Here is a 22,491-nt window from a genome sequence, read left to right as displayed (position 1 = left end):
GTTTGGTCAATTCGCTCTGGCTGCCGGAAGGGGAGGAGGAGCGGGAGGGGTGCCTATGGCACGTGGAGCGTCGGGCGAGGCGATGTGCACCGGCAGAGTTTGAGGTGCCCCAGTACGTTCAGAATCTTCGGAGCCTTTTTACGATCATCATCAACCACAGGGGATGGGCATGAAGGAGTACACATATCGTTCAATGAAAGCCGGTTGGATGCGCGGCGAGTATTTCTTTCTGGAGGTCGGGAGGTACGGCTTTCAGGTAGAGATGGAGTGCCGCTTTCGGGAGTGGAGGCGATGGGACTTCTATCTTGAGCGCATGCCGACCGACCTCATTCTTCATGTCGGCCCTGGGAGCTTTGCTCTTTACCGATATGCGCCGACCCAGCGTGATTTCGCTGTGTAGCTGCTTCCAGTCCCCCGCTTCGGCTCGGGCCGGGGCGGGAATTCCTGAAAAATCCTGCGATGTGACACTGAAATCTAGTTCAGTCTAGTGATTTTCGAGTTTTCAGAAAACCTAGTAGGGCGAATTGGGAAGTATTTACAACTAGTTGTCAGTTTGTTTCGCCAGCGCTGCATGTCATTGATTTCATTATTGAATTTTGAATTTGCGTCTGCTATTTCTTAATAAGAATACTGAGAGACGACAATGGTTTAACTCCGAGGGGGAGCCCTCCGGGAGATGGAATACTTGTGCTCTCGCAGGACTTCCCGACCTCCCCAAGCATAAGAGGTCAAGGGTCACAGGGTGAAGAACCTTGAGTAAGTCTCGATGTGGCTGGAGGCGAACCCTCCATGAGAAACCATCAAGGCGGACAAGACGATTTAGTCTAGGGGTGCCGCTCCCCTACTGATGATGACCCGGCAGGGTCGAAACTAGGTCACACCCGAAAACCGGCCGCTACGATGAGGCGGCCACTTCTTCCCACACCTTAGAATACCACCGAGCGAGCGCCACGCACCCTCCGGCTCGCCCATCCCGCACGTCCATCACCAAGGAGAACACATGCCCGACTTTGACCCGCTTTTCCTCCAAGCCATCGAGGAGACCGACCGAGAGTTACGCCAAACAGGACCAAACGGCCAATTCGCAGCCGACGCCGGCCTTGTATGGAACTCCGCGACCGGCACTTACGACATGCCCGAGGTAGCACCGGAAGACACAGGTGCAGCGACCGAGAACGCAACGGGCGGGGCAGTGCTGACAGGCGCGGCCAAAGCCGGCTTCGAGGCGAGCGACTTTGTGCACGAACTCAGCGGCACCCCCATCGCCCCGGAAGATCGCTCCCAGTTCCGCCAGGACATCGAGACCACGAGCGAGGGCTTCCGCGCGACGACGCCGGCCGCAGGGGTGATTGAGGGTATCTCCCAGTTCGTTACCGGGCTGCTAGGCGTCGGCAAGCTCGTGGCTCCGCTCAATGCCGTCCAAAAACTCAAGGCAGCCGGCACGGCGGGACGAGCCACCTATGAGACAGCCCGAGGCGCGGCAGCCGGGGCAATCTTCCTAGACCCGCATGAGGAGCGGCTTTCCAACCTCATCCAATCCTCCCCCGCCCTCCAGAACCCCATCAGCGAGTATCTGGCAGCCGGCCCGGAAGACAGTGCCGCAGAGGGCCGCCTGAAGAATGCCCTTGAAGGTGCCGGAATGGACCTTGCCGTCACTGGTGCCTTCGCCCTGTCGCTTCGAGCAATGCGCTACTTAAAGTCTGGCGACCGGGACGCGGCGGCGGAGACCATCGAAGCCCTCGAAAGGGCTGAGGCCAGTGGCGAGGCACGCCCAGCCGCCATATCAGAGACTCCGACCGCAGCGGGGGCGGATAGCGCATCTCTGAAGGCGGACCCTCCGGCCAGCGCCGAGGGCGAAAACAGCATGACCGCCCCGGCCAGCGGCGAGGGAGACGCCGCACCGGCCCAGGCATGGACTTCGGACGGCTTCCCCCTTGAGGAGTGGGAAATTCCGCAAGGCACCGCGCTGGGGACGAAGGTAAGTGAGGCAGATACCGCTACCATCATCCAAGCCGCCAAGGCCGATCTTGATGCCATCCGCTTCTTTGATAGCCGAGAGGAGGCCATTGCGAACGGCTACAAGTTCTCCACCGGCAACCTCCCTTGGCAGAAACTTGCGGCGGGACCGGACGAGGCCAGGGCCTTGATAGACAACACGGCGGCAGTCCTGAAGCCGCGTCTAGACGACATCAAGGGCGGTGACGTTTTGGCCGATGCGGATTTGCGCCGGATGGTGGAGGACCGGGCCGCCCTCTTCAACGAGGACCCAAGTGAGACCATCGGGGAACTCATCCGCGCGGGCGACGGGGCAAAGTCACTAGCGGCAAACATGGAGGCCAGCTACCTCCTCGCCAACAGGGCGCTTGCGGAGACATACGACGTTGCCGCGAAGATCAGGAACGGCATGCTTGCCGACTGGGAGGGAGACGCCGCACGGGCAGCGGAGGAACTGAGGAACCGCCTTTCAGTCTCCGCCGACCTCTTGGGAGCCGCCCAGTCTATCCGCTCCAATGTCGGCCGGACTATGCGCCGCATGCGTTCAGAGTTCCAGATTCAGCCGGAAGACCTCGCAGCGCTGAAGACCATGGACGCCGCCAAGCTGGCCGAGCTGGTCTATGCGTCAAAGGGTGAGCCCGCCAAGCTGGCATCGCTCGCCAAACCCGGCATCCTTCGTAGGGTTATCGAGGAGGGCCGCTTCTCCCTCACCAACAGCCTATTGTGGCTTTGGCCGACCCATGCGGTGAACCTCACAACGAACGCCTACATGCTCGCAGCACGGCCGACCGAGAAGGCATTGGGGTCTCTCCTCTTGGGGGCTGCCGGCTCTCCAGTGCGCCGACAAGCCGTCAAGGAGTACGGCTCTACCGTTGCGGCCCTGCATGATGGCTGGGAGGCTCTGAGAGACGCCTTCCTGAAGGGCGACAGCATTCTCAGCCCCCACGCCAGCGAGGCATTTTCCCAAGGCCATGTTGGGCAACACCCGGCGTTGAACTTCAAGCCGATGAAGTCTTTGGACGGCATCCTGCACAACGCAATGTTGATCGCGAACTATCGGACCATCGTGGGCTTCCCCACCCGCGCTCTTGGGGCTGTAGATGAACTCATGAAGACGCTCCGCTATCGCGCTGTAGTGCAGGCCAAGGCAGCGACCGAGGCCGGCGATAAGGGCCTCTCCGGGGCAGACCTCAAGCAGTACATCGAGCGACGGCTTGCGGCGAGCTTTGACGATGCGGGACAGGCGACCGATGCGGCCGCCCTCCGAGAAGCCCAGACAGCAACCTTCCAGCAAGACCTCCTCCCCGGCACCATCGGGGCAACCTTGCAGAATGCCCGTGCGACACACCCGACGCTTGGCCTCGTGCTGCCGTTCATCAAGACGCCCATCAACGTCCTCCGCTACGCCCACAAGTACACGCCGGGCATCAACCTCCTCCAGAAGGAATACCGGCAGATGATCATGGGTGGAGCCGGAAAGGAGGCCCAGGCCCAGGCGATGGGGCAGATGATGCTAGGCACGGTTTTTACCGGGATAGCGGCGAACCTTGCAGCCAACGGCAGGATTTCCGGGGGAGGCCCGCGCGATCCCGCCTTGCTGTCCGCCCTCAGGGCGACGGGATGGCAGCCTTACAGCATCGTGTGGGAGGGCGAGGATGGGAATAAGCATTACTTCCCCCTTGGCAGGTTTGACCCCGTGGGACTCCCCATGTCCATCATCGCGGACCTTGTGGAAGCCCAGAAGGTTAACCCGGAAGACAGGAACCTTGGGGACGCCATGACGGCCTCCCTCCTTGCAGTGTCGAAGAACTTCAGCGACCGGGGTTTCCTCCTCAACATCAACCAGCTTCTCCGGGCGGCCTCCGATCCCGAGCGCCATCTTGGGAAGTACCTAGGACAGACAGCGGCCGGGGCAATTCCGTTGTCCTCACTACTCAAGGGTACAAACCCCGACCCTTACATGCGTGAGGCCCGATCCTTCGTGGACCAGCTCAAGAAGGACCTTCCCGGATACTCCGAGACACTACCGCCGCGACGGGATGCGTTTGGGGAGCCCATCTGGCGGCGTGTTGGTCTCATGACCACGGAGGAGGCCGACGAGGTGGAGGCAGAGCACAGCCGCATCCTTCTCGAAACCGGCAAGGGCTTCTCCCTCCCCAACCCGAACCACGGAGGGGTGGACCTCCGGGACTTCACCCTGTCGGACGGCAAGAACGCCTATGACCTCTATCAGCAGCTTGCCGCCGAGCCCGAGCGGGGACCGACACTGAAGGCAGCCCTCGCGAAGGCCATTAGGTCCGAGACCTACAGCATCCTTCCCGATGGTGATGCAGACGTGAAGGGCACCCGGATCAACACCCTTGCCGGCATCGTGCAGCAGTACCGGCAAGCCGCCTACAAGAGCCTCCTCCGCACCTACCCGGAACTCCGCAAGGAGACCACGCGCCGGAGCGCCACGACCGCCGCACAGATCAAAGCGAACCGCAGCGGCGAACCCGACAACGCCAAGAAGCTCCTTGATGCCCTTGGTTACTGACCATCTTTCCATTTTGAGGACTACATCATGGCCCGAGAACCAATCCGGGAGATTAGCGCCCCGAGCGCCATTCAGGGCGTTGCCCAACCCGTCAATAACTACGTCCGTCCGGCCGAGCCCGCGCCGTCATCTCTTCATGCGCTCGCGGAGGGTATGGCGGAGTTCGACAGGGGCCTTGGGGCATTCATGGAGAAGCGCCGCGCGAAAACCGACGAGGCCGACAAGATCAGGGCGGAAGCGCTCTTTAACAAGAACAACTCCATGGGATGGGCCGAAGCAGTACGCCAAGGGAAGGTGCCGGCCCACGCCTCCCCCATCTTCATGCAGAGCTACAAGTCTGCGCAGGGCAACCTTGCCGGCATCCAACTTCGCGACAAGTTCACCCAGGAGTATCTTCAATGGGGCGGACGCAATGCCAATGACCCGGCCGCCTTCCAGACCTTCCTTTCCGACTTCGTGGCGCGGAACGTGCAGAGTGATGACCCGGACGTACTCCGAGGGCTAAACCCTCACGTTCAGGTCCTCACATCGGACGCCTATGCGACGTTCTCAAGCGAGTCCGCGAAGTCCGTTTACGGCGGGGCGGTGACCACCAGGGCGGCCATTGTCAACCGTACGGTGGATGCTGCGAACTCAGCCGGCTTGGGCAGCGGCACCGGCACTGACTACGGGGCGCTGTGGGCCGACATCGAGCAGCAACGCCGGGAGTCGCTTGCGGCCGGCATTCGCAAGGAAGACCTAGACCGCGAACTTGTCGCCACCCTCACCACCAAAGCGGTTGAACTTCGAGACCCAGCTATTCTTGACCTTCTCGACCGCACCCTTGAGGGTGACACCGTGGCGCTCAAGGACTACCCGGACTATCGGGACATGAAGGCCGACGCGATCATTAAGCTTGAGACCATCGGCCGGCAACAGATGGTAGACCGCGACCGTACCCAGGAGAAGAGGGACAAGGAGCGAGAAGCGGAGTTGACCGTTGGAGCCACCCGCCTCCTCGCCAGCGATCCCAATGCCGAGATACCGGAACCGCTCATCAAGGAACTTGAGAAGTACAACCCCAAGGCCCGCAAGGAACTTGCCGAGATACGGAAGTCTCTGGGGGAGGCAGGCGTCTATGAGGATCCCCGGCGTATCTTGGAGCTTAACCGTGAAGTTGCCGAGGGCGCGACCCGCGAGGACATCCTCCATGCCGCACGCATAGGGCAGATACGGAGTCCGCAAACCCTCACCACACTCCTAGACCGCGCTGAGAAATACCAGAAGGCACGCCGCGAAGGCGGAGGCATCCTCACCGGCCAAACCGCAAGGCGCTTCACCAAGACCATCACCGAGCGCACCGGGCCGACCGATGACGGCCTCCCCATCCTAGACGCCTTTGGCAATTCCGCCATCACCGACGAGGGTCTTGAGGCCATACAGGACTTCGAGGCTGCCCTTATGCGGTGGGAGGATGAGAACCCCGACGCCTCCTTGATCGAGCGGGAGGAGTTCACCAACAAGATAGGCGAGATGATCCTTGGCCGGATCAACGTGGAGGCACCGCCAACGTACGCGAGCAAGTACGTCGGAGAAGCCGATATGGCCCGCGAGGCGGCCGCCAAGGCCCAGGAGGCGGCCGATAGGGAGACCACCAGAAATCTACCCGAGGCCGGGAACGGCACGGATGGAGGCCCGGAGTTCTATAGCGGGGATGAGCCGCCGCTCTTGGACACGCTGCCACAGAACTACCAGAAGCTCATTGAGGAAAGGGCGGCTGATCTTGATGTGACCCCGGAAGAGTACAATGGGGTGCTTTGGCGGAGGGCCCGCAAGAACATGAACCAGGACGGACAGCCGGAAGTGCCCCAGGGGGCCCAAGACGGCGGCTTGGTTGTCCCCGACGAACAGGGCGACATCGGGCCTGACTTGGAGAATTGGGGAGAGGAGCTTGGCGGCCTCATTGACAGGGCGGTTTCTACCCCGCGTCGAGCACCGGAGGCACCCCGTGGCCTAGCCGCGCTCGTTCCCTCCTCCAGGCGGGGCCGTGCGCCCGACCTCGACAACCTGAAGCCGGAACTCAAAGCCGGCATCGGGGCACTTCAGGAAGCTTGGGGGCAGGAGCTACCCATCGTATCGGGCTTCAGAGACGCTAAGCGAAACCGCAAAGCAGGGGGCGCGAAGAAGAGCCAACACATGCACGGCAACGCAGTGGACATCGATGTTTCCCACCTCAGCCATGATCAACGCCTTGACCTGATCCGGCTGGCCTCTAGGCAGGGCTTCACGGGAATTGGTGTCTACGACAACAGCCTTCATCTCGACTATGGTGCAAGGCGTGCGTGGGGTCCTTCGTATCATGCCGAAAGCGTACCGCAGTGGGCCCAAGCGTCGATTGCGGAACACCTGCAAGGCCAACTCTAGCTTTCAAAGTCGGCTGCCTCTGGTATCATCAAGACAACCGGAGGCGGCCAGCGGAGGCGCACAATGTCCCTATCGGAAGACCTGAGGCCGGCTAAGGCAGCCTTTGAGAAGATGACCCGACAACTGACATTCCGGTTTGCGTGCATGATGGTAGCCTTCGTCTTCGTTGGCTATCTGATCCTTAAGTAGCCCGGCCACCCCTAATCATCATCCGCCAGCTATGCACCGCCCATATGGCGCGGTGCGCGGCCGTGCGCCCCTCAATAATCTCAGAAGGATTTCACCATGCTTCCAGCAGGGACGAATTTTGACGTCTATCTGCACACCACCCGTGGCCCGCGAGACGCCCTCGATGACCGCAGACCCGTGGGCATCGGGATGACAATCGCGGCGGATGGTTTCCCCCTGCGAACCTTTCAGGGCTGGGGCTATGCCGATGATGAAGAAATGCCCCGCGCATACGCGGTCTCGTGGATCATCACCAGTGGCGTCCTAGCCCAAGGCGATACGCTGACCGTTCACACCAAGGGTCTTCTCGACCGCATTCAGCACTTCCAACGCGGGAACGGCCTAAAGAGTGACGGTACTGCGTTCGTCGGCTGGCCGGAGCTTTCTGTAGTATCTAAGGCGCTGAAGCAGGGGCTGCTAAGGATTGTGAAGCTCCCCGCCGCAGTCTTCATCCCGGATAGCCAGAGAGCCCGGTTTGCTGCTGAGAGTGCCCTTCGGGAGGCGTTGGGGAATCCTGCAAGCCGGCACTACGTTCCGGCCATCCTCAGCTCCAACTACATCGTAGACTTCCGCGAGGTGGCGTGATGCGTGCTGCCCGTCGTGATGATCCGACAAACATCCGGGGTCGGGCGAACAGTCCTCCAAATCCACGGGGCGGCACTTGCATGGCGTGGGGATGCGGCCGGCCAACACAGCGGGCCAAGGGCAAAGGCTTATCCGAAACGCACTGCAAGTCTCACGTCGAGTTCCACCGCCGTCATGGCTCCTATTGGTGCAAGTCCTTCACGAAGGCAGAACTGGCACCCTACCGCAAGGCCGCTTCTGTCTGGCTCAAGGCAAAGCAAGATATTCCAATGATGTCCCGCGTCATCGCAGCCCTTCAGGAAATGATTGATAGTTCCGGTTCTCAGGTCTCCGCCTATGCGCTCCGAGGACTACCGCCAGAGCGTCGCGCTGATGCTGTCTTGGCCAACCTCCGGGCAGCGGGGAAGAGCGGGAGGCAATTGCTCCTCCTAACCCTCACCATCAAGGCCGCCCAGTCCGACCTAGGGCCAAGAGGTGACCGCGAGTTCCTTCACGTCCAAATCGCCAAGGCCACGCACCGCCTCGCCAGCGGCACCCATCGGACTCCATCAGGGTTCCCCATCAAGTCCAAGTATCCACGGGCGGAAGGCCGCTTCATGCGTACGCTTGGGTTTAAGATCGAGGACACGGCCGGAATCGTCGCGGACTACGAGGCCGCGCAAGAGGTCAGAGACCTCGCGCATTCCTTCAAGCGCGAGACTTAATCCCGCCCGAGTGCGGATTTGGTCCCGCAATGTAGAAAGACCCCAGATGGCAGCCCCAGAGTACCCACCGCAGGCTCACACTGAGCCGGCAACGCAATTCCATGACCCATGGCTTATTTCACGTGGTCCACGGCTGTCCGGCCTCAGCGGAGCGATTGCGGACGCCATTGAGCGCAGCATCTCAGGACGCAAACGCCAAGACGCCACCCAGCGCCGCAGACAACTTGTTAGCAACGTCATGGCCAACCTTGCCGGTCTCGTGCTCGCTCCCGGAAGTGCTCCCAACGCCGTCCTTGCCGTTGCCACCGAGAAGAAGAAGCCGAGCCGTTACGGCCGGGAGGACTTCCCCCAAAGGCTCCTCTCAGACGCCCTCAGCGCCATGGAGGATGTGGGAGCGATCCACCGTCATCCGTACGTCTTCAAGCAGCGCCTTACGACCATCGAGCCGACCGCCGAGTTTTGCGCCAAGCTCACGACGGACGGTGTGCAATTGTCGGACATCGGACGAGACGCCGGAGCGGAGACCATATGGCTTACCGCACGTTCCGGCTTCAGACCCCGCCACGGTCTCCCCATGCCCAAGCTCTTGATGCCCTACCAGGATACCGACGAGAGCCGCCGATACCGTGCCCAGGTGGAGAGCATCAATGCACACCTGAACCGAGCGGCCATCACCTTCGACGGGGAACGCCATGCGCCCATCGCCCTCCGCCGTGTCTTTACTCTTCGGTCGCCACAAGACCCTGTGAGCTTCGATCTTGGTGGCCGCCTCTTTGGTGGCTTTTGGATGAACCTTCCGAGCCGGGAGCGGCACAAGCTGGCGATTGGCGGAGAGCCTGTGGCAGACCTCGACTATGCCGCGATGTTTGCACGGCTGGCTTACCTCAAGGCCGGTCAGGTGCCGCCGAACATAGACCCCTATGCCATCCCCGGACTTGAGGAACACCGCGACGGCGCGAAGATGGCGCTGCTATCGCTCCTCTCCCGCTCGACAGACCTCAAGCAGCTTGCGCCGGAACTCCGGGCGGCCCTGCCTGAAGGTTGGAACGCCAAGCGGCTCCGGGAAGCGGCAGCGGTCTACCATCCTCGCATCGCTCATCTCTTCGGGACTGACGTGGGGATTGAGTTGATGTTTGCTGAGAGTCAGCTTCTGGTCCGCGTGATGCTGGAACTTGCGGCCGAAGACATAGCGGGCCTACCGATGCACGATGGTGTCATGGTGCCGAACTCGCAGGCCGGTCGTGTCGCGCATGTCATGGAGCAAGCTGCCGTGAGGACTTTTGGCGTCACGATCCCCGTCAAAGAGAAGGCAATATGGCGACTGTGAGTAATAACCGGCCGCTATAGGGGGTAACCTTCTGGGGGGCTCTAGGTTCCCTGCTTCGAGGTCGGAGGGGGGATGGTCCTCTCTCCTCTCCTTGCTGCTTCAAGGAAACACGGAGTGCTGCTGCTTCCTTCTGTGCTTAAAGTGACCACTCCGTACCCCGGATAGTATTGGAGAAGAGGAAGGGTGTCCCTATGAGAAGAGACCGACTCAGGGTAGCTCTTCCAAAGCCTATTCTGAAGGGAGAACTGAATGTCCGCTCCATGTGCCATTTGGTCCGCACGTACAGACTCAAGTGCGCGTGTTAATTCCGGTGACAAGTACGAGTATGATTGCCCGAGGGCAGGCGGCAAGTACCAGATAACGGGCTCTGCGAAGCAGGTCGTCGGGGGTCTGTCTGACTGGCAGAAGGCATATTTGACGTCTTGGCTCATGGACCAGCGTAGAGGCGGCAATGAGGTACCCCTCGTGACGACGGCAGATTTGGAGCGGGCCAAGATTGCGAGCCCGAAGACACTCCCGGAGCGCCGCGATGGGCTGCTTCAAGCCGCCTCTGCACTTGCCCCAAGACTAGGCGATACCTTCAGTTATAGAGACCTCGCGATTTCCGTTTGGGACAATCCAAGGGAGAATCCCAATTGGGCTCAGTACGACTATCTCTTGGCAGCAACAGAGTCGATCAAGATTGACGAGGTCGATGCTCTGCTTCAGTTCGCTATTGGGCAAAATCTCTTGGCGCAGGAGGGCAAAGGTACTTACTCGCTGACCTTTGAAGGCTACTCCCATTTGGAGGCGCTCAAGGGTGCGGCGCAAGATTCACTTCAGGCATTCGTTGCGATGTGGTTTGGAAGCGAGGTGTCTGACGCATACGACCAAGGAATTGCCCCCGCGATAACTGACGCCGGCTACAAGCCAATGCGCATAGACCAGAAGGAACACAGCAATAAGATTGACGATGAAATCATTGCCGAGATACGCAGATCAAGGTTCCTTGTTGCAGACTTTACGTGTGGTTTGGTGGAAGCGGACGGCACGCCCATCGCTATCCCGCGTGGCGGGGTCTACTATGAGGCGGGCTTTGCGCAGGGCCTGGGAATTCCCGTCATTTGGTGTTGCCGCGCCGATCACATAAATCACGTCCACTTTGACACCAGGCAGTTCAATCACATCACGTGGACAACTCCTGAGGAATTGCGCGAAAAGCTGCGAAACCGAATTGGTGCTGTTCTGGGAGATGGCCCCCTGATGGGCCGCTAGCTATTTACCGGATCAAGAAATTTGGGTGTCTCGCGCGACGAGTCCAATGTACGTGCCAGCGCTTAGGCTTTCCCCCCGTGCCCCACCCCCGAGTTCTCCAAGAAGGGCGAGCATGCCGGAGAGCCAAGCCATGACCCCGCGCCCCAACCCTGGCCGCCGTTCTGCCCGCCTCTTCCAGTCTCACTAGGGCAAGCCCGTGTGAGTCTCCTTTAAGGTGCGCCATTTGAGTCTCACATAAATGGCTATTGACATTTGAGACCACCAGTCGCATAAAGTCTTTATCTCATGTGAGACTTTGGAGACGCCTCATGCCCGCCCCAGTGCTTCTAGGCTATGCCCGTACCTCTACGACCGACCAGAAGGCAGGGCTTGAAGCTCAGCTTCGCGATTTGCAGGTGGCCGGCTGCACCAAGATATTCAAGGAGGAGATTTCCTCGGTCGCGAACCGGAGGCCGGAGTTGGAGAGGGCCTTGGAGTTCGTCCGGGAAGGCGACATCTTGATTGTCACCAAGCTAGATCGTCTAGCCCGCTCAGTGGCGGACTTGGTGGACATCACCGGGAAGCTGGAGGCCAAGGGCGTGGAGCTGCGCATCCTCACCATGAACCTCGACACGGCCACTCCTACAGGAAAGCTCATGTTGAACCTTCTGGGGTCCATCGCAGAGTTTGAGCGGGAGTTGATGTTGGAGCGTCAACGGGAAGGCATTGCCAAGGCGAAGGCGGAGGGAAAATACAAGGGGCGGGCTCCCACGGCCAGGAGCAAGGCGGATGAGGTCTTGAGAATGAAGGCGGAAGGGAAGGCAGTGGCCCAGATTGTTGCAGAGTTGGGAGTCAGTCGGGCAAGTGTCTTTAGGGTGCTGAAAGAGGCTAGGCCAGAGCGCCATCCGGCGTCTCACCACGCCGGAGGCTGACCTCGAACGGAATAGAGATAAAATACCTGAGGAATGCGTCAGCAAAACCACGAATGGCCTTCGCTTCCTCCGCTGTAACGCCCTCCGGCTCGTGCGCTCCGTCGTTACCAATCCACCTAATATGGTCTGCCCAGTCTTTCATAGATGGTGGGAGGAGGCCCTTCTCAGTAAGTTTGGCGATACGGACTGCCAGTAAGCCCTTTACTTCCGGGTGCTTCTCCCTAATGGCCACATCGATTGACCGCCTATACATGGTGGCCGCTGCATCCTCCCCATCGGGCTGCGCAAAATTCCTCTCAGCAGACCTAAACGCCTTAGCCACGTTTTCGGGCAGATGCGGCGGATGATCATCAAGGCTCGGCGTTCGCGTTAGATGGAACACGAAGGGACCCGAAAGTGCGCTGTAGTCGGTCGCCATCACTCGGGTCATATCATCCTTGAAGCCTGAGTGATGATCTGCGGTCGGGTGCTTCGGATTGAACATAACCCCAGAAACCGGGGCCCAGCAAATTCCACAAACCGAATGAACAATGGCTGTGGGGAATGTATGGCGCACGGCAACGACTTCTCTTGGGAGCACTGTCCAAGACATAACAGACGAAGAAACATTTATCGCCGAACAATGAGGACAGTTATATTGGATTGTTGCCATGAGTTTCTTCGCCTATTTCGCATCCGTGCCTGGAGCCAGACTCTATCTCTCAGGTTGCGCCGAACCGCAAGATGGCAGGTTATGATCCCTCCACGTAGCGAGGAAATTTCGCCATCGCATCAACCTTGGTCTGCATTGAGACGCTACCATACTGTCGGCCAACAGTGGACGGTGCGTGAGCGCATATGGCGTCCAACACTTTCTCCTGAATGTCTGCCTCAAAGCCCTTCATCTTGAAGGTATGCCGCCAGCCATGGTTAGGAGCAACGTTCGGGTCCTTCACCACCTCCCGCGCGAACTCCGCTAGGCGGTTCTTCTTGCTCTGCCATGTGCCTCGGAACGTCTTTCCCGGCTTAACGGTCATGAACAGGTAGCCGGCCTTGGACTGCCCGACGAACCCAGGAAAACCCATTTCGACAAGGTGTGGGTGCAGCGGTATATCTCGCCGCTCCTTGCCCTTCACTGTTCCGGCTTCTGGAGTGATGGTGAGGACCCAGTTCCCATCCACGTCTCGAAGGTCTTCCTTGCGAAGCTGCACCATTTCGCCAACGCGGGAACCGGAGTATGCACAAAGCCATGGAACCCAGCGTCGGGCCAAGTCGGTCTGATTCGGCCGCGCCTTAGTGGCGAGACTATTCGCAGCCGTCAGAATGGCCGTGGCTTCTTCCGGGGTGAAATCTCGCTCCCGGACCTTAATCTTCTTGCCGAGCTTGATGGTCACCCCGGACGCCGGATTTGATGGCACCTTCAAGTTCGTAACCGCCCAATCGAAGACGCTCTTTAGGGCGGTGAGGTCGCTGGCCTTCACGGTTTTCGCGGAGACGGGCTTCTTCGTCTTCGGATTGATAGCGGACAGGCGGTGGTCCTTGTATCTCACCACGTCCTCAGGGGTGATCCTGAGGGCATCATCATGACCGAGGAAGGCCGAGAAAAGCCGAACCGTGTTGGAATAGCTCTCGTGGGTGCTTTCGGATTTGCCCGCCGCCTTGGCCTCTATCCACCACGACTCTACTAAGCCGTTGAGCGAGACCTTCGCAGGGCGCACACCGTTAGTCGGCTGGCTGGCCATTGCTGGAGCCTCCCAGACAGGGAAGCGAGCCGCATTGTCGTCGGGACGGAAATCGCCGTTGATGATCTTTCGCTGAGCCTCCATCCCTTCGCTGAGCGAGCGGGGCAATGCCTGGAGGAGGAGCGTCCGGGTCTTGTCGTCCACCCGCATGATGCCCTTGCGGACAATGAGCTTGTCGGCAAGCGAGCCTACCAGTCGCTCAAGGTCTGCCTCAAGGTCAGAATCGCCATGTGTCTCGACATATCGGGCAGCGGCTTCAAGCCCTAACGACAGCTCATCATCATCGACGCGATAGGTACGCACCATGCGCCCGTCTTGCTCTATGAAGGCGATTGTCCGGCTATCATCCGCTTCCTTTGCCCAGGAGTGATACAGTTCGCCCGCGAGCGCCGCCACTTGAGACCTCGTGAGAGAAGCGGGACGTTCCTCCCTCAGGGCCGCGAAGACTTCCTCCACATATTCGAGCGCCGCCGCTTGTCGCTTCTTGGCGTCAGATGGCGTGCTGGCCCTGAGTGAGAACCGAATGCTCTGCGAACTGGCAGTGATCCGGCAGGAGGCCGTCCCGGCAGTTTCCCCCAAGGGAATGACGAGTTCTTTTCCGATCAGCTGCGGCTTAATGTCTGCCGGTATGCGCTTCACAAATTGGGGAATTGACGAGCCTTGACGGGGCATCGGGCGGACTGGCCTCAAGCGCATTGTTACACACCGTTGTTACACAGTACGATATGCGCAATGCCTTGGAAAGGCTTAACATATTGATCTGGCTAAGATCAAAAATGGAATGGTGCCCAGAAGAGGACTCGAACCTCCACACCCTTGCGAGTACCAGCACCTGAAGCTGGCGCGTCTACCAATTCCGCCATCTGGGCGACGGAGGCCGATGTAAGGGGCGCCGCTGTTGCTGTCAACAGGCTATCTGAAGTTTTTGTAACGGCACCCACAATTGCGTCATTTCGCCCGGCCGGCCCAGGCTTGGAGAAGGTTAAGTCCCTGCGCCAAAAGGCGCTGCGCGGCTTCTTCTGTTGCCGCCTCGACGTAGCAGCGCATTTCCGGGGCGTTGCCGGAAGGGCGGAAGTGGATGATTCGCTCGTCCGCGAGCGTCACCCGCAGCCCGTCGATGTCGCTCGTGCGTGCCGGCACGCCGATTGGAGCCAGGAAGGCTGCAAGAGCCGCAGGACCCGAGCGCAACATGGCCATCAGCGCCGCACTGGTCTCGACTGGAAAGTTTTCCAGACGGTCGGCGGCGGCGAACGGCAGGCGGAACGAGGAGGCGACGGCGGAAAGCGGCTGTGCACTCTTGGCGGCAAACGCGAGGACGGCAAGCGCAGGCAGGAAGCAGTCGCGGGTCGGAAGCGGCGCAAGAACCTTGCCGTTGACCGTGCAGGGCGTGCCCGTCAGCGTGCCCCCGTTCGCCTCGAAGCCGACGACAGCCCTGGCGCCTTTCGCCACAGCCTCGTCCATGGCGGCGATCACGAAGGGCGAACCCACACGCGTCCGCAGCACGCCGAAACGGCCGGCCGCCTCGATCCCCGAGTTCGAGGTGACGGGCGTGACCACGACATCCGCACCCAGGAAGTTCGCCGCGATCAGGCCGATCAGGTCGCCGCGCAGCGGCGTGCCGGTCTCGTCAGCGACGAGCGGACGGTCGCCGTCGCCGTCCGCCGATACGATCGCGTCGAGCCGATGCTCGGCAGCCCAGCCGCGCATCCGGTCGACAGTCTCGACAGGCACCGCTTCCGTGTCGACCGGAATGAAAGTGTCCGAGCGCCCGAGCGCGATGCACTCAGCACCGCAGCCGGAAAGAACGGTCATAAGAAGGTCGCGCGCGACGGTGCTGTGCTGGTAGACGCCGATCCGCAGCCCGGTCAGCGTTCCCGGCGGCAACAGGCCGGCATAGCGCTCGAGGAACAAGGCCTCGGCGTCACCGGACGCATCGCTTGCCGTGGTGGCCGATGGTTGAATGGTTTCTCCGTTGGCTGCGATCGTTTCGGCGATCGCCATGATTGCCGTTTCGTCCGCCTTGCCGATCTCGCCATCCGGTCGGTAGAACTTGATGCCGTTCCTGTCAGCGGGAATGTGCGAGCCGGTGATCATCAGGCTCGCGGCGCCGCACTTGATCCCGAGGAGCGCAAGCGCCGGCGTCGGAACCGTGCCGCAATCGCGCGGCGCAAGGCCAGCCTGCCGCAGCGCGGCGATGACGATCGCGGCGATCCCCGGACTCGACGGGCGGAAATCGCGGCCGACGAGGACCGCGTCTCCCGGCCGGGCCAGGCCGGAACCTAGAAGATGGCGGGCGAAGGCCGTGGCGTAGAGTGCCGCCGGTGGACCCTCGAGCTCGCGTGAAAGACCGCGCAGTCCGCTGGTGCCGAATTTCAGACTCATGCCGTGCTCCGAGTTGTAGTATGCTGATGCAACCCGCATCTCATGCCCGATTTTCTCCGCCTTGTCCTCTGCTTCCAAGAAATGCGGTGCTGGACGGAGCACGTGAAAGATTAGGGAATTATACGGTGCGAAAACGCGTCGAAGTAAGGCGCAGAGAGGGAATGCAATAGGAAATCGCCTTTTTGGAAAAGTCAGAGAGGATCGCAATGTCCAGATTTCGCAGTCTCGCTCCAGCCGGCGCCATGGGTCTTGCGGCTGTTCTGTTCCCGCTTTCCGTCAACGCTTTGCCGCCGGCTTTTCCGAATCACGGGGTTGGATCCGACGTCGTTCCGGCCCGTGCCGTGTGCAATGCCTATAGCTGCTGGAACTTCACGCCGCTCTATAGCCCCTTCTATCGACCCTATTACAATCCAATCTATCAGCCTTACTATCGTTCGTATTACTGGCCGATCTACAGGCCGTACTACCGGCCCTACTACAATGGCCCGTACAACCGACCCTACTATCCGCCGTACCGGACCTATTATCAAACCTATGACAGCCCGTACTACGCGCCCGCCTACGGCAATTACGACTCCCACGTGACGTGGTGCCTCAATCGTTACCGCACTTACGACCCTGGAACGAACCGGTACCATGCCGGCGGCGGCGTTTATCGCGTCTGCTCCTCGCCCTATCGTTGAGCAAGCGGCCGGCAATTCGGCAACCCGACATTTTCAGCTTCGGTCGACGTGGCCGAGATCGCGATCCGGCTCGATCACGTCGCGCACGCGCTGCTTCAGTTCTTTCGGCCCCGGGAACCCACCGTCGCGCTTGCGCTCCCAGATCAGGTCCTCGTCAACCCGGATTTCGAAGCTGCCGCCGGTGCCCGGTAGCAGTGCGACTTCTCCTAGGCTATCGCCGAAAGTCTGCAGGAGTTCCTGTGCCATCCAGCCTGCCCGCAAAAGCCAGTTGCACTGCGTGCAGTAGAGGATGGAGATGCGGGGCTTCTGCTCATTCATGATTGTCTTTCCTTGCTGGTGGGCAGGCTGTCGGGCACACGGGCCGCTCTTTAAGTGAGTTGCTGCGCGGTTCACGAACATGTCAACTGAGTTCATCAGGCTTTACCGCGGCCGATCTTGCGCCGGAAGAGCGCTGCCCCGAAACGGTGTGCGGTGCAAAAATTCCTGATTGGATTCCTCATGAGCGATACCATCTCTCGGCAGCCCCGATTGATCCTGCCCCTCCTTGGCCCGGTCTATTCCTCCCTGGGCGAAAGCGCAGAGACCCTGCTGCGCATTCTCGCCGGGGCGCTCTTCGCCGTCCATGGCTATGGCAAGATCCTCAACCCCTTCGGAGCGGTCGGCATGGTGGAGAGCCTCGGTTTTTATCCGGGCGTGATCTGGTCGCCGTTGTTGGCAGCGACCGAGTTTTTCGGCGGCATTCTGATAGCGATCGGTCTATTCACGCGGCCGGCCGCGTTTGCCTCGATGATCGTTCTTGCTGTGACCGTCTACTTCCACTGGGTCGTCAAGGCCGAAGGACTGATGGGGGCGGAGAAATCGATTCTCTGGGCGGCGATCATGCTCTACTTCGCCGTCCGCGGCGCCAACGGTCAGTCGGTCGACGCCCGGATCGGCCGTCAATTCTGATCGTGACGCGGTGATGTGCCTGCGCGGTGAGGTCTCCACATCCCGTAGAGCGGGAACATCGGATCGAAAACGGTGACGGGCCCGGCCGCTCGATCTTCGCGGGGAAGGCGAGGGGTGATTCGCGGTGCACAGATCGTCCCCCCGTTGGCGGGCAGGCCATACCAGGCCGCCTGTTCAGCGACACGAAGGCCTCCAGCCGGTCGAGCGCCTTCTCTTCCTCAAACACGTGCGCCGGCAGTTCATGGTGTTGATCGAGGTGTAGATCTCGCCGTCGCATCAATAGCGTTGGCCGTTGGGTGCTCCCCGCCTTGCCCTGATAGCGATTTTCACAACGATGTGATGGCGTTCGCAGCAGCGATATTCGCCGGCTTTCGCAGGCGCCCGCAACCACAGAAGCCTACGCGGTCGGGAAGGTCATCGCCGATGACAGCGCGCTATCTCAGTTTCAAATTCGCCAATCTGACGAGCGCGCCGGCTACAGACGGTGGGTTTTTCTTCCCTCATACCGGAAAGCAGTTGACACCAGAAATCTCGCATACTTTATAAATACAATAAGTATGCAAAGGGAGGAGTGCACGCAATGTCGTCTGCAGAGGAGCCGTCGAGCCGGTGTGGCTGGGCGGAAAAAATCACCGGACTATCCCAGGCGATCCTGCGGAGCGAAAAGTTCCTGGCCGGAATATTCATAACGGTGCTCCTGGCCCTGATATTGGTGAACGTGGTGACGCGCTTTGCCAAGGTGCCGATCTATTGGATCGATGAAGCTTCGATTTTCGCGATGATCTGGCTAGGCTTCATTGGTGCCTCGGTTATGACGCGGCTCCGTATCGATTTTGCTGTTACCCTTCTTTCCGATCACTTGCCGCCCAAGTGGGTTGCGCGCTTGCGGGCTCTCGCCACCGCAATGTCGCTGGCGTTCGCTATCGGGTTTTTAGTAATGTGCTGGGTTTGGATGGATCCTGCGGGAATTGCTTCCCATGGTTTCGACGCACAGGGCTATGCGGCAGAAACGTTCAACTTCCTCTACACGGAAAAAACCCAGACGCTGGAATGGCCGACCTGGATCGTCAATCTCATCCTGCCGATTTTTGCTGTCACACTAATCGTACACTGTGCGGCCAACCTGCTTGAAGACCTCGGAATTGCTCGCAAGCGCGAGCAGGTTTCGCTGACGACTGCGGAAGGAGCTGCCTGATGGTTACCTTCGGCGCATTCGTTGCCTTCATGTTGATCGGTCTGCCGATCTCCATCGTGCTATGCCTGACGGCGGCAGCTTACATCTGGCAAACCGACAATACGGTTCTGTTCATATCCTTTCCGACCCAGATGTTTACCGGTTTGGACAGCTATGGCCTGATTGCCATCCCGCTTTTCATTCTCATCGGTGAGATCATGAATGGCGGCGGCATTACACGACGCATTATCGATATGGCGATGGCTTTCGTCGGCGCCCTCAAGGGCGGGCTCGCCTACGTCAATTTGCTGGCGAACATGTTCGTGGCTTCCATTCTCGGTTCGGCGGCGGCGCAGGTTGCACTGATGTCCCAGATGGTCGTGCCGGAAATGGAGCGCAAAGGCTATGACAAGACCTTCGCCGCAGGACTGACCGCTTATGCCGGCATGCTCGGACCGATCATTCCGCCGTCGATCATGTTTGTGGTTTACAGCGTCATCGCGCAGGTGCCGGTTGGAACCATGCTGGCCGCGGGCATTATCCCCGGCATCATTCTCTCTGCGGCCTTCTGCATCGTGATTGCACTGATGGGATACGTTTACAACTATCCGCGCGGCGAGCGTTTGCCGATGCGTGAGCGTGTAAGCATTACGCTGAAGGCAGTGCCAACGTTGATCATTCCGCTGATCATCGTAGGGTCGATCGTGACCGGGCTTGCCAACCCGACGGAAGCTGCAGCGATGGGCGTGATCGCAGCGATCCTCGTCGGCCGTTTCGTTACGGGCGATCTCCGCCTGAAGCAGCTCCCCGACATGTTCATCAAGGCAGGGGTTCTATCCGCAGGCATTCTGTTCCTGATCGCAGCCGCAGCCGTATTCTCGTGGGTTCTCGTGTACGGGATGGTCCCTCAGCGTGTAGCAGAATGGATCCAGACTATCGCGAAAGACCCGGTCACGTTCATGCTTCTGGTCAATGTGATCCTGCTCGTCATCGGGACGGTGATCGACGGAGCGCCTGGACTGATCATGACGATCCCCATCCTGCTGCCCATCGCAACGGATGTCTATGGCATTGACCCCGTACATTTTGGCGTCGTCGCCGTCATAAATCTGGTCCTGGGCTTCCTGTCGCCGCCGGTTGGTCTCAACTTCTTCATCGCCGCCGCCGTGACCGGAGCGAAGCCCGGCAAGATGTTCATCGTGACGCTGCCGTTCTTCTTTATCTGCTGCATCATTCTGGTGCTGCTTTCGATCTTCCCGGCGCTCTCAACCTACTTTTCGTAACCGCAAACTCACATAGAGGGGGACCATCATGACCATTACACGCCGAACCTTCACGAAAACGCTCTCGTTGGGAGCAGCAATGGCTGTTTCCGCACCTTCGATCCTGCGTGCGCAGAGCGCCAAGATCTACCGGCTCGGGATCACCACGCCTCCTGGCCATCCCTGGAACGTTGCGGCCGAGGCCGTCGGGAAGCGCCTTTCGGAGGAAACCAACGGCCGTCTCTCGATTCAGGTTTTTCCGTCGAACCAGCTCGGAAATGAAGGCGCGATGTTGCAGCAGATGCAGTCGGGCGCGCTGGATCTGGGTTGGATCATGACGGCCGAGCTTGGCTCACGCATTCCGCAGATCGCAGCCATCAACGCGCCATGGCTCGTATCGAGCACGGAAAAGGTGGCAAAGCTTGTTCGCCATCCTGTTGCAACCAAGCTGTTGGATGTGCTGCCGGCTCAAACGGGCACGATCGGCCTTGGCTATGGCATCACGACCCTGCGCGTCGTCTTCACCGGCAAGGAAACCGCTGGCATTGACGACATCAAGGGCATGAAGCTGCGCATCAATACGACACCGGCCTATCGCGACTTCTATCAGTTGCTCGGTGCAGCCCCGACGCCCATCCCGACACCGCAGGTGTTCGACGCCATGTCGAACGGTCAGGTGGATGGTCTTGAAGCCGACCTCGATCTGTCTTGGAACCAGCGCTACGACAAGGTCGCCAAGACCATGTTGCGGATGAATGCCATTTTCATGCCTTGTGTTGCATTGGCATCCGCCCGCGTATGGAAGGGTGTACCCGAAGCAGACCGTGAAATCATCACCCGCCTCACCCGCGAGGAGCTCGACAAGCAGATCGACGCAACCGTCGCCAAGGAGGCCACGCTTCTCCAGAACTTCAAGGATTCCGGTATCAAGATCGTGGACGTTGACCTGCAGAACACTGCAGACATCATCGCGGCCTATGACAAGATCTGGCTGCCCAAGGCACCGGCTCTGAAGGAGTTGCGCGAAGTCGGCGCGACCCTCTGACGAAGGCCACTCCACCTATCGACACGGCTTCCCGTTGGGAAGCCGTGTCGGCGGATGTGCGCATTCCGCATAGATTGCAACGACCCCATTTGATAGTGCAGGCGGCGATGCGAGGTTAACTTGGCCAAGGACGTCGCCGTCTGCAGCGCCAATGGCCAGTCGGTCGACGCCCGGATCGGCCGTCAGTTTTGAGTGTTGGGACGCTGACCTGCTTGCGTGTCAGGTCTCCACATCCCAGAAAAGCGGGAACATCGGATCGAAGACGGTGACCGGGCCCGCGCCTGTCTCGATCTTCGCCGGGAAGGCGACGGGCGTCTCGCGGCGCACAAGTCGGATCGTCTCGTCGTTGGCGGGCAAGCCGTACCAGGCCGGCCCGTTCAGCGACGCGAAGGCCTCCAGACGGTCGAGCGCCTTCTCTTCCTCGAACACGTGCGCCAGGCAGCTCATCGTATTGATGGAGGTGTAGATGCCGGCGCAGCCGCAGGCGCATTCCTTCAACGGATCGACATGCGGGGCAGAATCGGTGCCGAGGAAGAAGCGCGCATCGCCGGAGACGGCAGCGGCGCGCAAGGCCAGGCGATGCTGCTCGCGCTTGGCGACAGGCAGGCAGTAGTAGTGCGGCTTGATGCCGCCGACCAGGATGGCATTACGGTTGATGATCAGGTGATGGGTCGTGATCGACCCGGCGAGGTTGGCCTTCGACGCCCTGATGTAGTCGATGCCGTCCTTCGTCGTCACGTGCTCCATCGTGACCTTCAGTTCCGGCAGCCGCCGGCGCAGCGGATCGAGCACGGTCTCGATGAACACCGCTTCGCGGTCGAAGATGTCGACCGACGGTGTCGTTACCTCGCCATGGACACAGAGCGGCAGGCCGATCTTCGCCATCCGCTCCAGCGCCGGCATCGCCTTTTCGATGTCGCGCACGCCGCCATGCGAATTCGTCGTCGCGCCGGCAGGATAGAGTTTTATCGCTGTGACAAGGCCGCTCGCCTTGCCGACCTCGACGTCGTCGGGGCTCGTGTCTTCCGTCAGGTACAACGTCATCAGCGGCTGGAAGCGGTCGCCGACCGGCACCGCCGCCATGATCCGTTCGCGATAGGCGGTCGCGTCCGCCGTGGTGACCACCGGCGGCACGAGATTCGGCATGATGATGGCGCGGCCGAAGTGACGGCTCGTATCGCCGATCACACCCTTCAGCATCTCGCCGTCGCGCAGGTGCAGGTGCCAGTCGTCGGGGCGGCGAATGGTGATTGTTTGCATGCGCTGGAACTCCGCGGCTAACTTGATGGGATGCCGCGCGCATTATCACCCCGACAGGGCCTGTGGCAAACCT

At 60.3% G+C, this 22,491-nt stretch carries 18 protein-coding genes, 1 tRNA gene and 1 pseudogene; 13 read left to right on the top strand and 7 right to left on the bottom strand.

The genetic code is table 11. The annotated features are described in order from the left end of the window. Positions 1 to 169 precede the first annotated feature (169 nt). From J2Y48_RS02380 to J2Y48_RS02345, 8 genes are all read left to right on the top strand, one after another. Complete coding sequence (locus J2Y48_RS02380; protein ID WP_310412117.1) at positions 170 to 400, top strand: hypothetical protein; 231 nt, start codon at positions 170 to 172, stop codon at positions 398 to 400. A gap of 600 nt (positions 401 to 1,000) precedes the next feature. After that, positions 1,001 to 4,531, top strand: a complete 3,531-nt coding sequence (locus tag J2Y48_RS02375; protein WP_310412114.1) for a hypothetical protein — start codon at positions 1,001 to 1,003, stop codon at positions 4,529 to 4,531. Positions 4,532 to 4,558: 27 nt separating this feature from the next. Then, complete coding sequence (locus J2Y48_RS02370) at positions 4,559 to 6,934, top strand: D-Ala-D-Ala carboxypeptidase family metallohydrolase (RefSeq protein ID WP_310412111.1); 2,376 nt, start codon at positions 4,559 to 4,561, stop codon at positions 6,932 to 6,934. A gap of 285 nt (positions 6,935 to 7,219) precedes the next feature. Beyond that, complete coding sequence (locus J2Y48_RS02365; RefSeq protein ID WP_310412109.1) at positions 7,220 to 7,747, top strand: hypothetical protein; 528 nt, start codon at positions 7,220 to 7,222, stop codon at positions 7,745 to 7,747. Positions 7,748 to 7,827: 80 nt separating this feature from the next. Beyond that, positions 7,828 to 8,451 (top strand): hypothetical protein, encoded by a 624-nt coding sequence (locus tag J2Y48_RS02360; RefSeq protein WP_310412106.1) that lies wholly within the window; start codon positions 7,828 to 7,830, stop codon positions 8,449 to 8,451. A 46-nt stretch (positions 8,452 to 8,497) separates the two neighbouring features. Beyond that, complete coding sequence (locus J2Y48_RS02355; protein WP_310412103.1) at positions 8,498 to 9,778, top strand: hypothetical protein; 1,281 nt, start codon at positions 8,498 to 8,500, stop codon at positions 9,776 to 9,778. Between the two features lie 465 nt (positions 9,779 to 10,243). Beyond that, the gene (locus J2Y48_RS02350) at positions 10,244 to 11,032 is read left to right on the top strand and encodes a hypothetical protein (protein WP_310412100.1); all 789 of its coding nucleotides are present in this window, start codon (positions 10,244 to 10,246) and stop codon (positions 11,030 to 11,032) included. A 308-nt stretch (positions 11,033 to 11,340) separates the two neighbouring features. After that, complete coding sequence (locus J2Y48_RS02345; protein WP_310412097.1) at positions 11,341 to 11,943, top strand: recombinase family protein; 603 nt, start codon at positions 11,341 to 11,343, stop codon at positions 11,941 to 11,943. Here the strand turns inward: J2Y48_RS02345 and J2Y48_RS02340 are convergent. The 4 genes from J2Y48_RS02340 to J2Y48_RS02325 all read right to left on the bottom strand — a co-directional run bounded on the left by J2Y48_RS02340 (position 11,900) and on the right by J2Y48_RS02325 (position 16,046). Then, positions 11,900 to 12,361 (bottom strand): DUF4145 domain-containing protein, encoded by a 462-nt coding sequence (locus tag J2Y48_RS02340; protein WP_310412094.1) that lies wholly within the window; start codon positions 12,359 to 12,361, stop codon positions 11,900 to 11,902. The two genes, J2Y48_RS02345 and J2Y48_RS02340, sit on opposite strands and share 44 nt — an antisense overlap. A gap of 313 nt (positions 12,362 to 12,674) precedes the next feature. Then, positions 12,675 to 14,336, bottom strand: coding sequence for a tyrosine-type recombinase/integrase (locus J2Y48_RS02335; RefSeq protein ID WP_310412091.1), 1,662 nt, complete (start codon positions 14,334 to 14,336; stop codon positions 12,675 to 12,677). Positions 14,337 to 14,446: 110 nt separating this feature from the next. Further along, a tRNA-Leu gene (locus J2Y48_RS02330) sits at positions 14,447 to 14,533 on the bottom strand. A gap of 79 nt (positions 14,534 to 14,612) precedes the next feature. Further along, a complete protein-coding gene (locus J2Y48_RS02325) occupies positions 14,613 to 16,046 on the bottom strand; it encodes a phosphomannomutase (protein ID WP_310412088.1) in 1,434 nt (477 codons plus the stop codon). Positions 16,047 to 16,252: 206 nt separating this feature from the next. Between J2Y48_RS02325 and J2Y48_RS02320 the strand changes: the two genes are divergently transcribed. Then, positions 16,253 to 16,729, top strand: coding sequence for a BA14K family protein (locus J2Y48_RS02320; protein ID WP_310412085.1), 477 nt, complete (start codon positions 16,253 to 16,255; stop codon positions 16,727 to 16,729). A 33-nt stretch (positions 16,730 to 16,762) separates the two neighbouring features. On the opposite strand, the gene J2Y48_RS02315 is transcribed toward J2Y48_RS02320, so the two are convergent. After that, complete coding sequence (locus J2Y48_RS02315; RefSeq protein WP_310412083.1) at positions 16,763 to 17,047, bottom strand: SelT/SelW/SelH family protein; 285 nt, start codon at positions 17,045 to 17,047, stop codon at positions 16,763 to 16,765. Positions 17,048 to 17,227: 180 nt separating this feature from the next. Between J2Y48_RS02315 and J2Y48_RS02310 the strand changes: the two genes are divergently transcribed. Then, positions 17,228 to 17,677: a DoxX family protein gene (locus J2Y48_RS02310; RefSeq protein ID WP_310412081.1), complete on the top strand. Its 450-nt coding sequence runs from the start codon at positions 17,228 to 17,230 to the stop codon at positions 17,675 to 17,677. Here the strand turns inward: J2Y48_RS02310 and J2Y48_RS02305 are convergent. Further along, a pseudogene (locus J2Y48_RS02305) lies at positions 17,668 to 17,953 on the bottom strand (hypothetical protein); the annotation flags it as partial. The gene J2Y48_RS02310 and the pseudogene J2Y48_RS02305 sit on opposite strands and share 10 nt — an antisense overlap. A 304-nt stretch (positions 17,954 to 18,257) precedes the next feature. Between J2Y48_RS02305 and J2Y48_RS02300 the strand changes: the two are divergent. From J2Y48_RS02300 to J2Y48_RS02290, 3 genes are read left to right on the top strand one after another with little or no spacing between them, the layout of a single operon-like run. Continuing rightward, on the top strand, positions 18,258 to 18,872 hold the full coding sequence (locus J2Y48_RS02300; protein WP_310412078.1) for a TRAP transporter small permease: 615 nt from the start codon (positions 18,258 to 18,260) through the stop codon (positions 18,870 to 18,872). Then, complete coding sequence (locus J2Y48_RS02295; protein ID WP_310412075.1) at positions 18,872 to 20,134, top strand: TRAP transporter large permease; 1,263 nt, start codon at positions 18,872 to 18,874, stop codon at positions 20,132 to 20,134. The genes J2Y48_RS02300 and J2Y48_RS02295 overlap by 1 nt, the downstream gene beginning before the upstream one ends. 28 nt (positions 20,135 to 20,162) lie before the next feature. Further along, positions 20,163 to 21,158 carry a TRAP transporter substrate-binding protein gene (locus J2Y48_RS02290; RefSeq protein ID WP_310412072.1) on the top strand — a complete coding sequence of 332 codons (996 nt, stop codon included), beginning with the start codon at positions 20,163 to 20,165 and terminating at the stop codon, positions 21,156 to 21,158. Positions 21,159 to 21,377: 219 nt separating this feature from the next. Here the strand turns inward: J2Y48_RS02290 and pyrC are convergent, their stop codons facing one another. Further along, on the bottom strand, positions 21,378 to 22,418 hold the full coding sequence (gene pyrC / locus J2Y48_RS02285) for a dihydroorotase (protein ID WP_310412070.1): 1,041 nt from the start codon (positions 22,416 to 22,418) through the stop codon (positions 21,378 to 21,380). Positions 22,419 to 22,491: the final 73 nt, after the last annotated feature.

This window comes from Mycoplana sp. BE70 (assembly GCF_031455855.1).
Classification (GTDB): domain Bacteria; phylum Pseudomonadota; class Alphaproteobacteria; order Rhizobiales; family Rhizobiaceae; genus Mycoplana.
The sequence above is the reverse complement of the archived record's forward strand: the minus strand, read 5'-3'. Positions and strand labels throughout refer to the sequence as shown.

Excerpts from the sequence above, each read along its gene's own strand:
- J2Y48_RS02380 (WP_310412117.1), top strand. The coding sequence starts at position 170 with ATGAAGGAGTACACATATCGTTCAATGAAAGCCGGTTGGATGCGCGGC.
- J2Y48_RS02375 (WP_310412114.1), top strand. The coding sequence starts at position 1,001 with ATGCCCGACTTTGACCCGCTTTTCCTCCAAGCCATCGAGGAGACCGAC.
- J2Y48_RS02370 (WP_310412111.1), top strand. The coding sequence starts at position 4,559 with ATGGCCCGAGAACCAATCCGGGAGATTAGCGCCCCGAGCGCCATTCAG.
- J2Y48_RS02365 (WP_310412109.1), top strand. The coding sequence starts at position 7,220 with ATGCTTCCAGCAGGGACGAATTTTGACGTCTATCTGCACACCACCCGT.
- J2Y48_RS02360 (WP_310412106.1), top strand. The coding sequence starts at position 7,828 with ATGGCGTGGGGATGCGGCCGGCCAACACAGCGGGCCAAGGGCAAAGGC.
- J2Y48_RS02355 (WP_310412103.1), top strand. The coding sequence starts at position 8,498 with ATGGCAGCCCCAGAGTACCCACCGCAGGCTCACACTGAGCCGGCAACG.
- J2Y48_RS02345 (WP_310412097.1), top strand. The coding sequence starts at position 11,341 with ATGCCCGCCCCAGTGCTTCTAGGCTATGCCCGTACCTCTACGACCGAC.
- J2Y48_RS02340 (WP_310412094.1), bottom strand. The coding sequence starts at position 12,361 with ATGGCGACCGACTACAGCGCACTTTCGGGTCCCTTCGTGTTCCATCTA.
- J2Y48_RS02335 (WP_310412091.1), bottom strand. The coding sequence starts at position 14,336 with ATGCCCCGTCAAGGCTCGTCAATTCCCCAATTTGTGAAGCGCATACCG.
- J2Y48_RS02325 (WP_310412088.1), bottom strand. The coding sequence starts at position 16,046 with ATGAGTCTGAAATTCGGCACCAGCGGACTGCGCGGTCTTTCACGCGAG.
- J2Y48_RS02320 (WP_310412085.1), top strand. The coding sequence starts at position 16,253 with ATGTCCAGATTTCGCAGTCTCGCTCCAGCCGGCGCCATGGGTCTTGCG.
- J2Y48_RS02315 (WP_310412083.1), bottom strand. The coding sequence starts at position 17,047 with ATGAATGAGCAGAAGCCCCGCATCTCCATCCTCTACTGCACGCAGTGC.
- J2Y48_RS02310 (WP_310412081.1), top strand. The coding sequence starts at position 17,228 with ATGAGCGATACCATCTCTCGGCAGCCCCGATTGATCCTGCCCCTCCTT.
- J2Y48_RS02300 (WP_310412078.1), top strand. The coding sequence starts at position 18,258 with ATGTCGTCTGCAGAGGAGCCGTCGAGCCGGTGTGGCTGGGCGGAAAAA.
- J2Y48_RS02295 (WP_310412075.1), top strand. The coding sequence starts at position 18,872 with ATGGTTACCTTCGGCGCATTCGTTGCCTTCATGTTGATCGGTCTGCCG.
- J2Y48_RS02290 (WP_310412072.1), top strand. The coding sequence starts at position 20,163 with ATGACCATTACACGCCGAACCTTCACGAAAACGCTCTCGTTGGGAGCA.
- pyrC (WP_310412070.1), bottom strand. The coding sequence starts at position 22,418 with ATGCAAACAATCACCATTCGCCGCCCCGACGACTGGCACCTGCACCTG.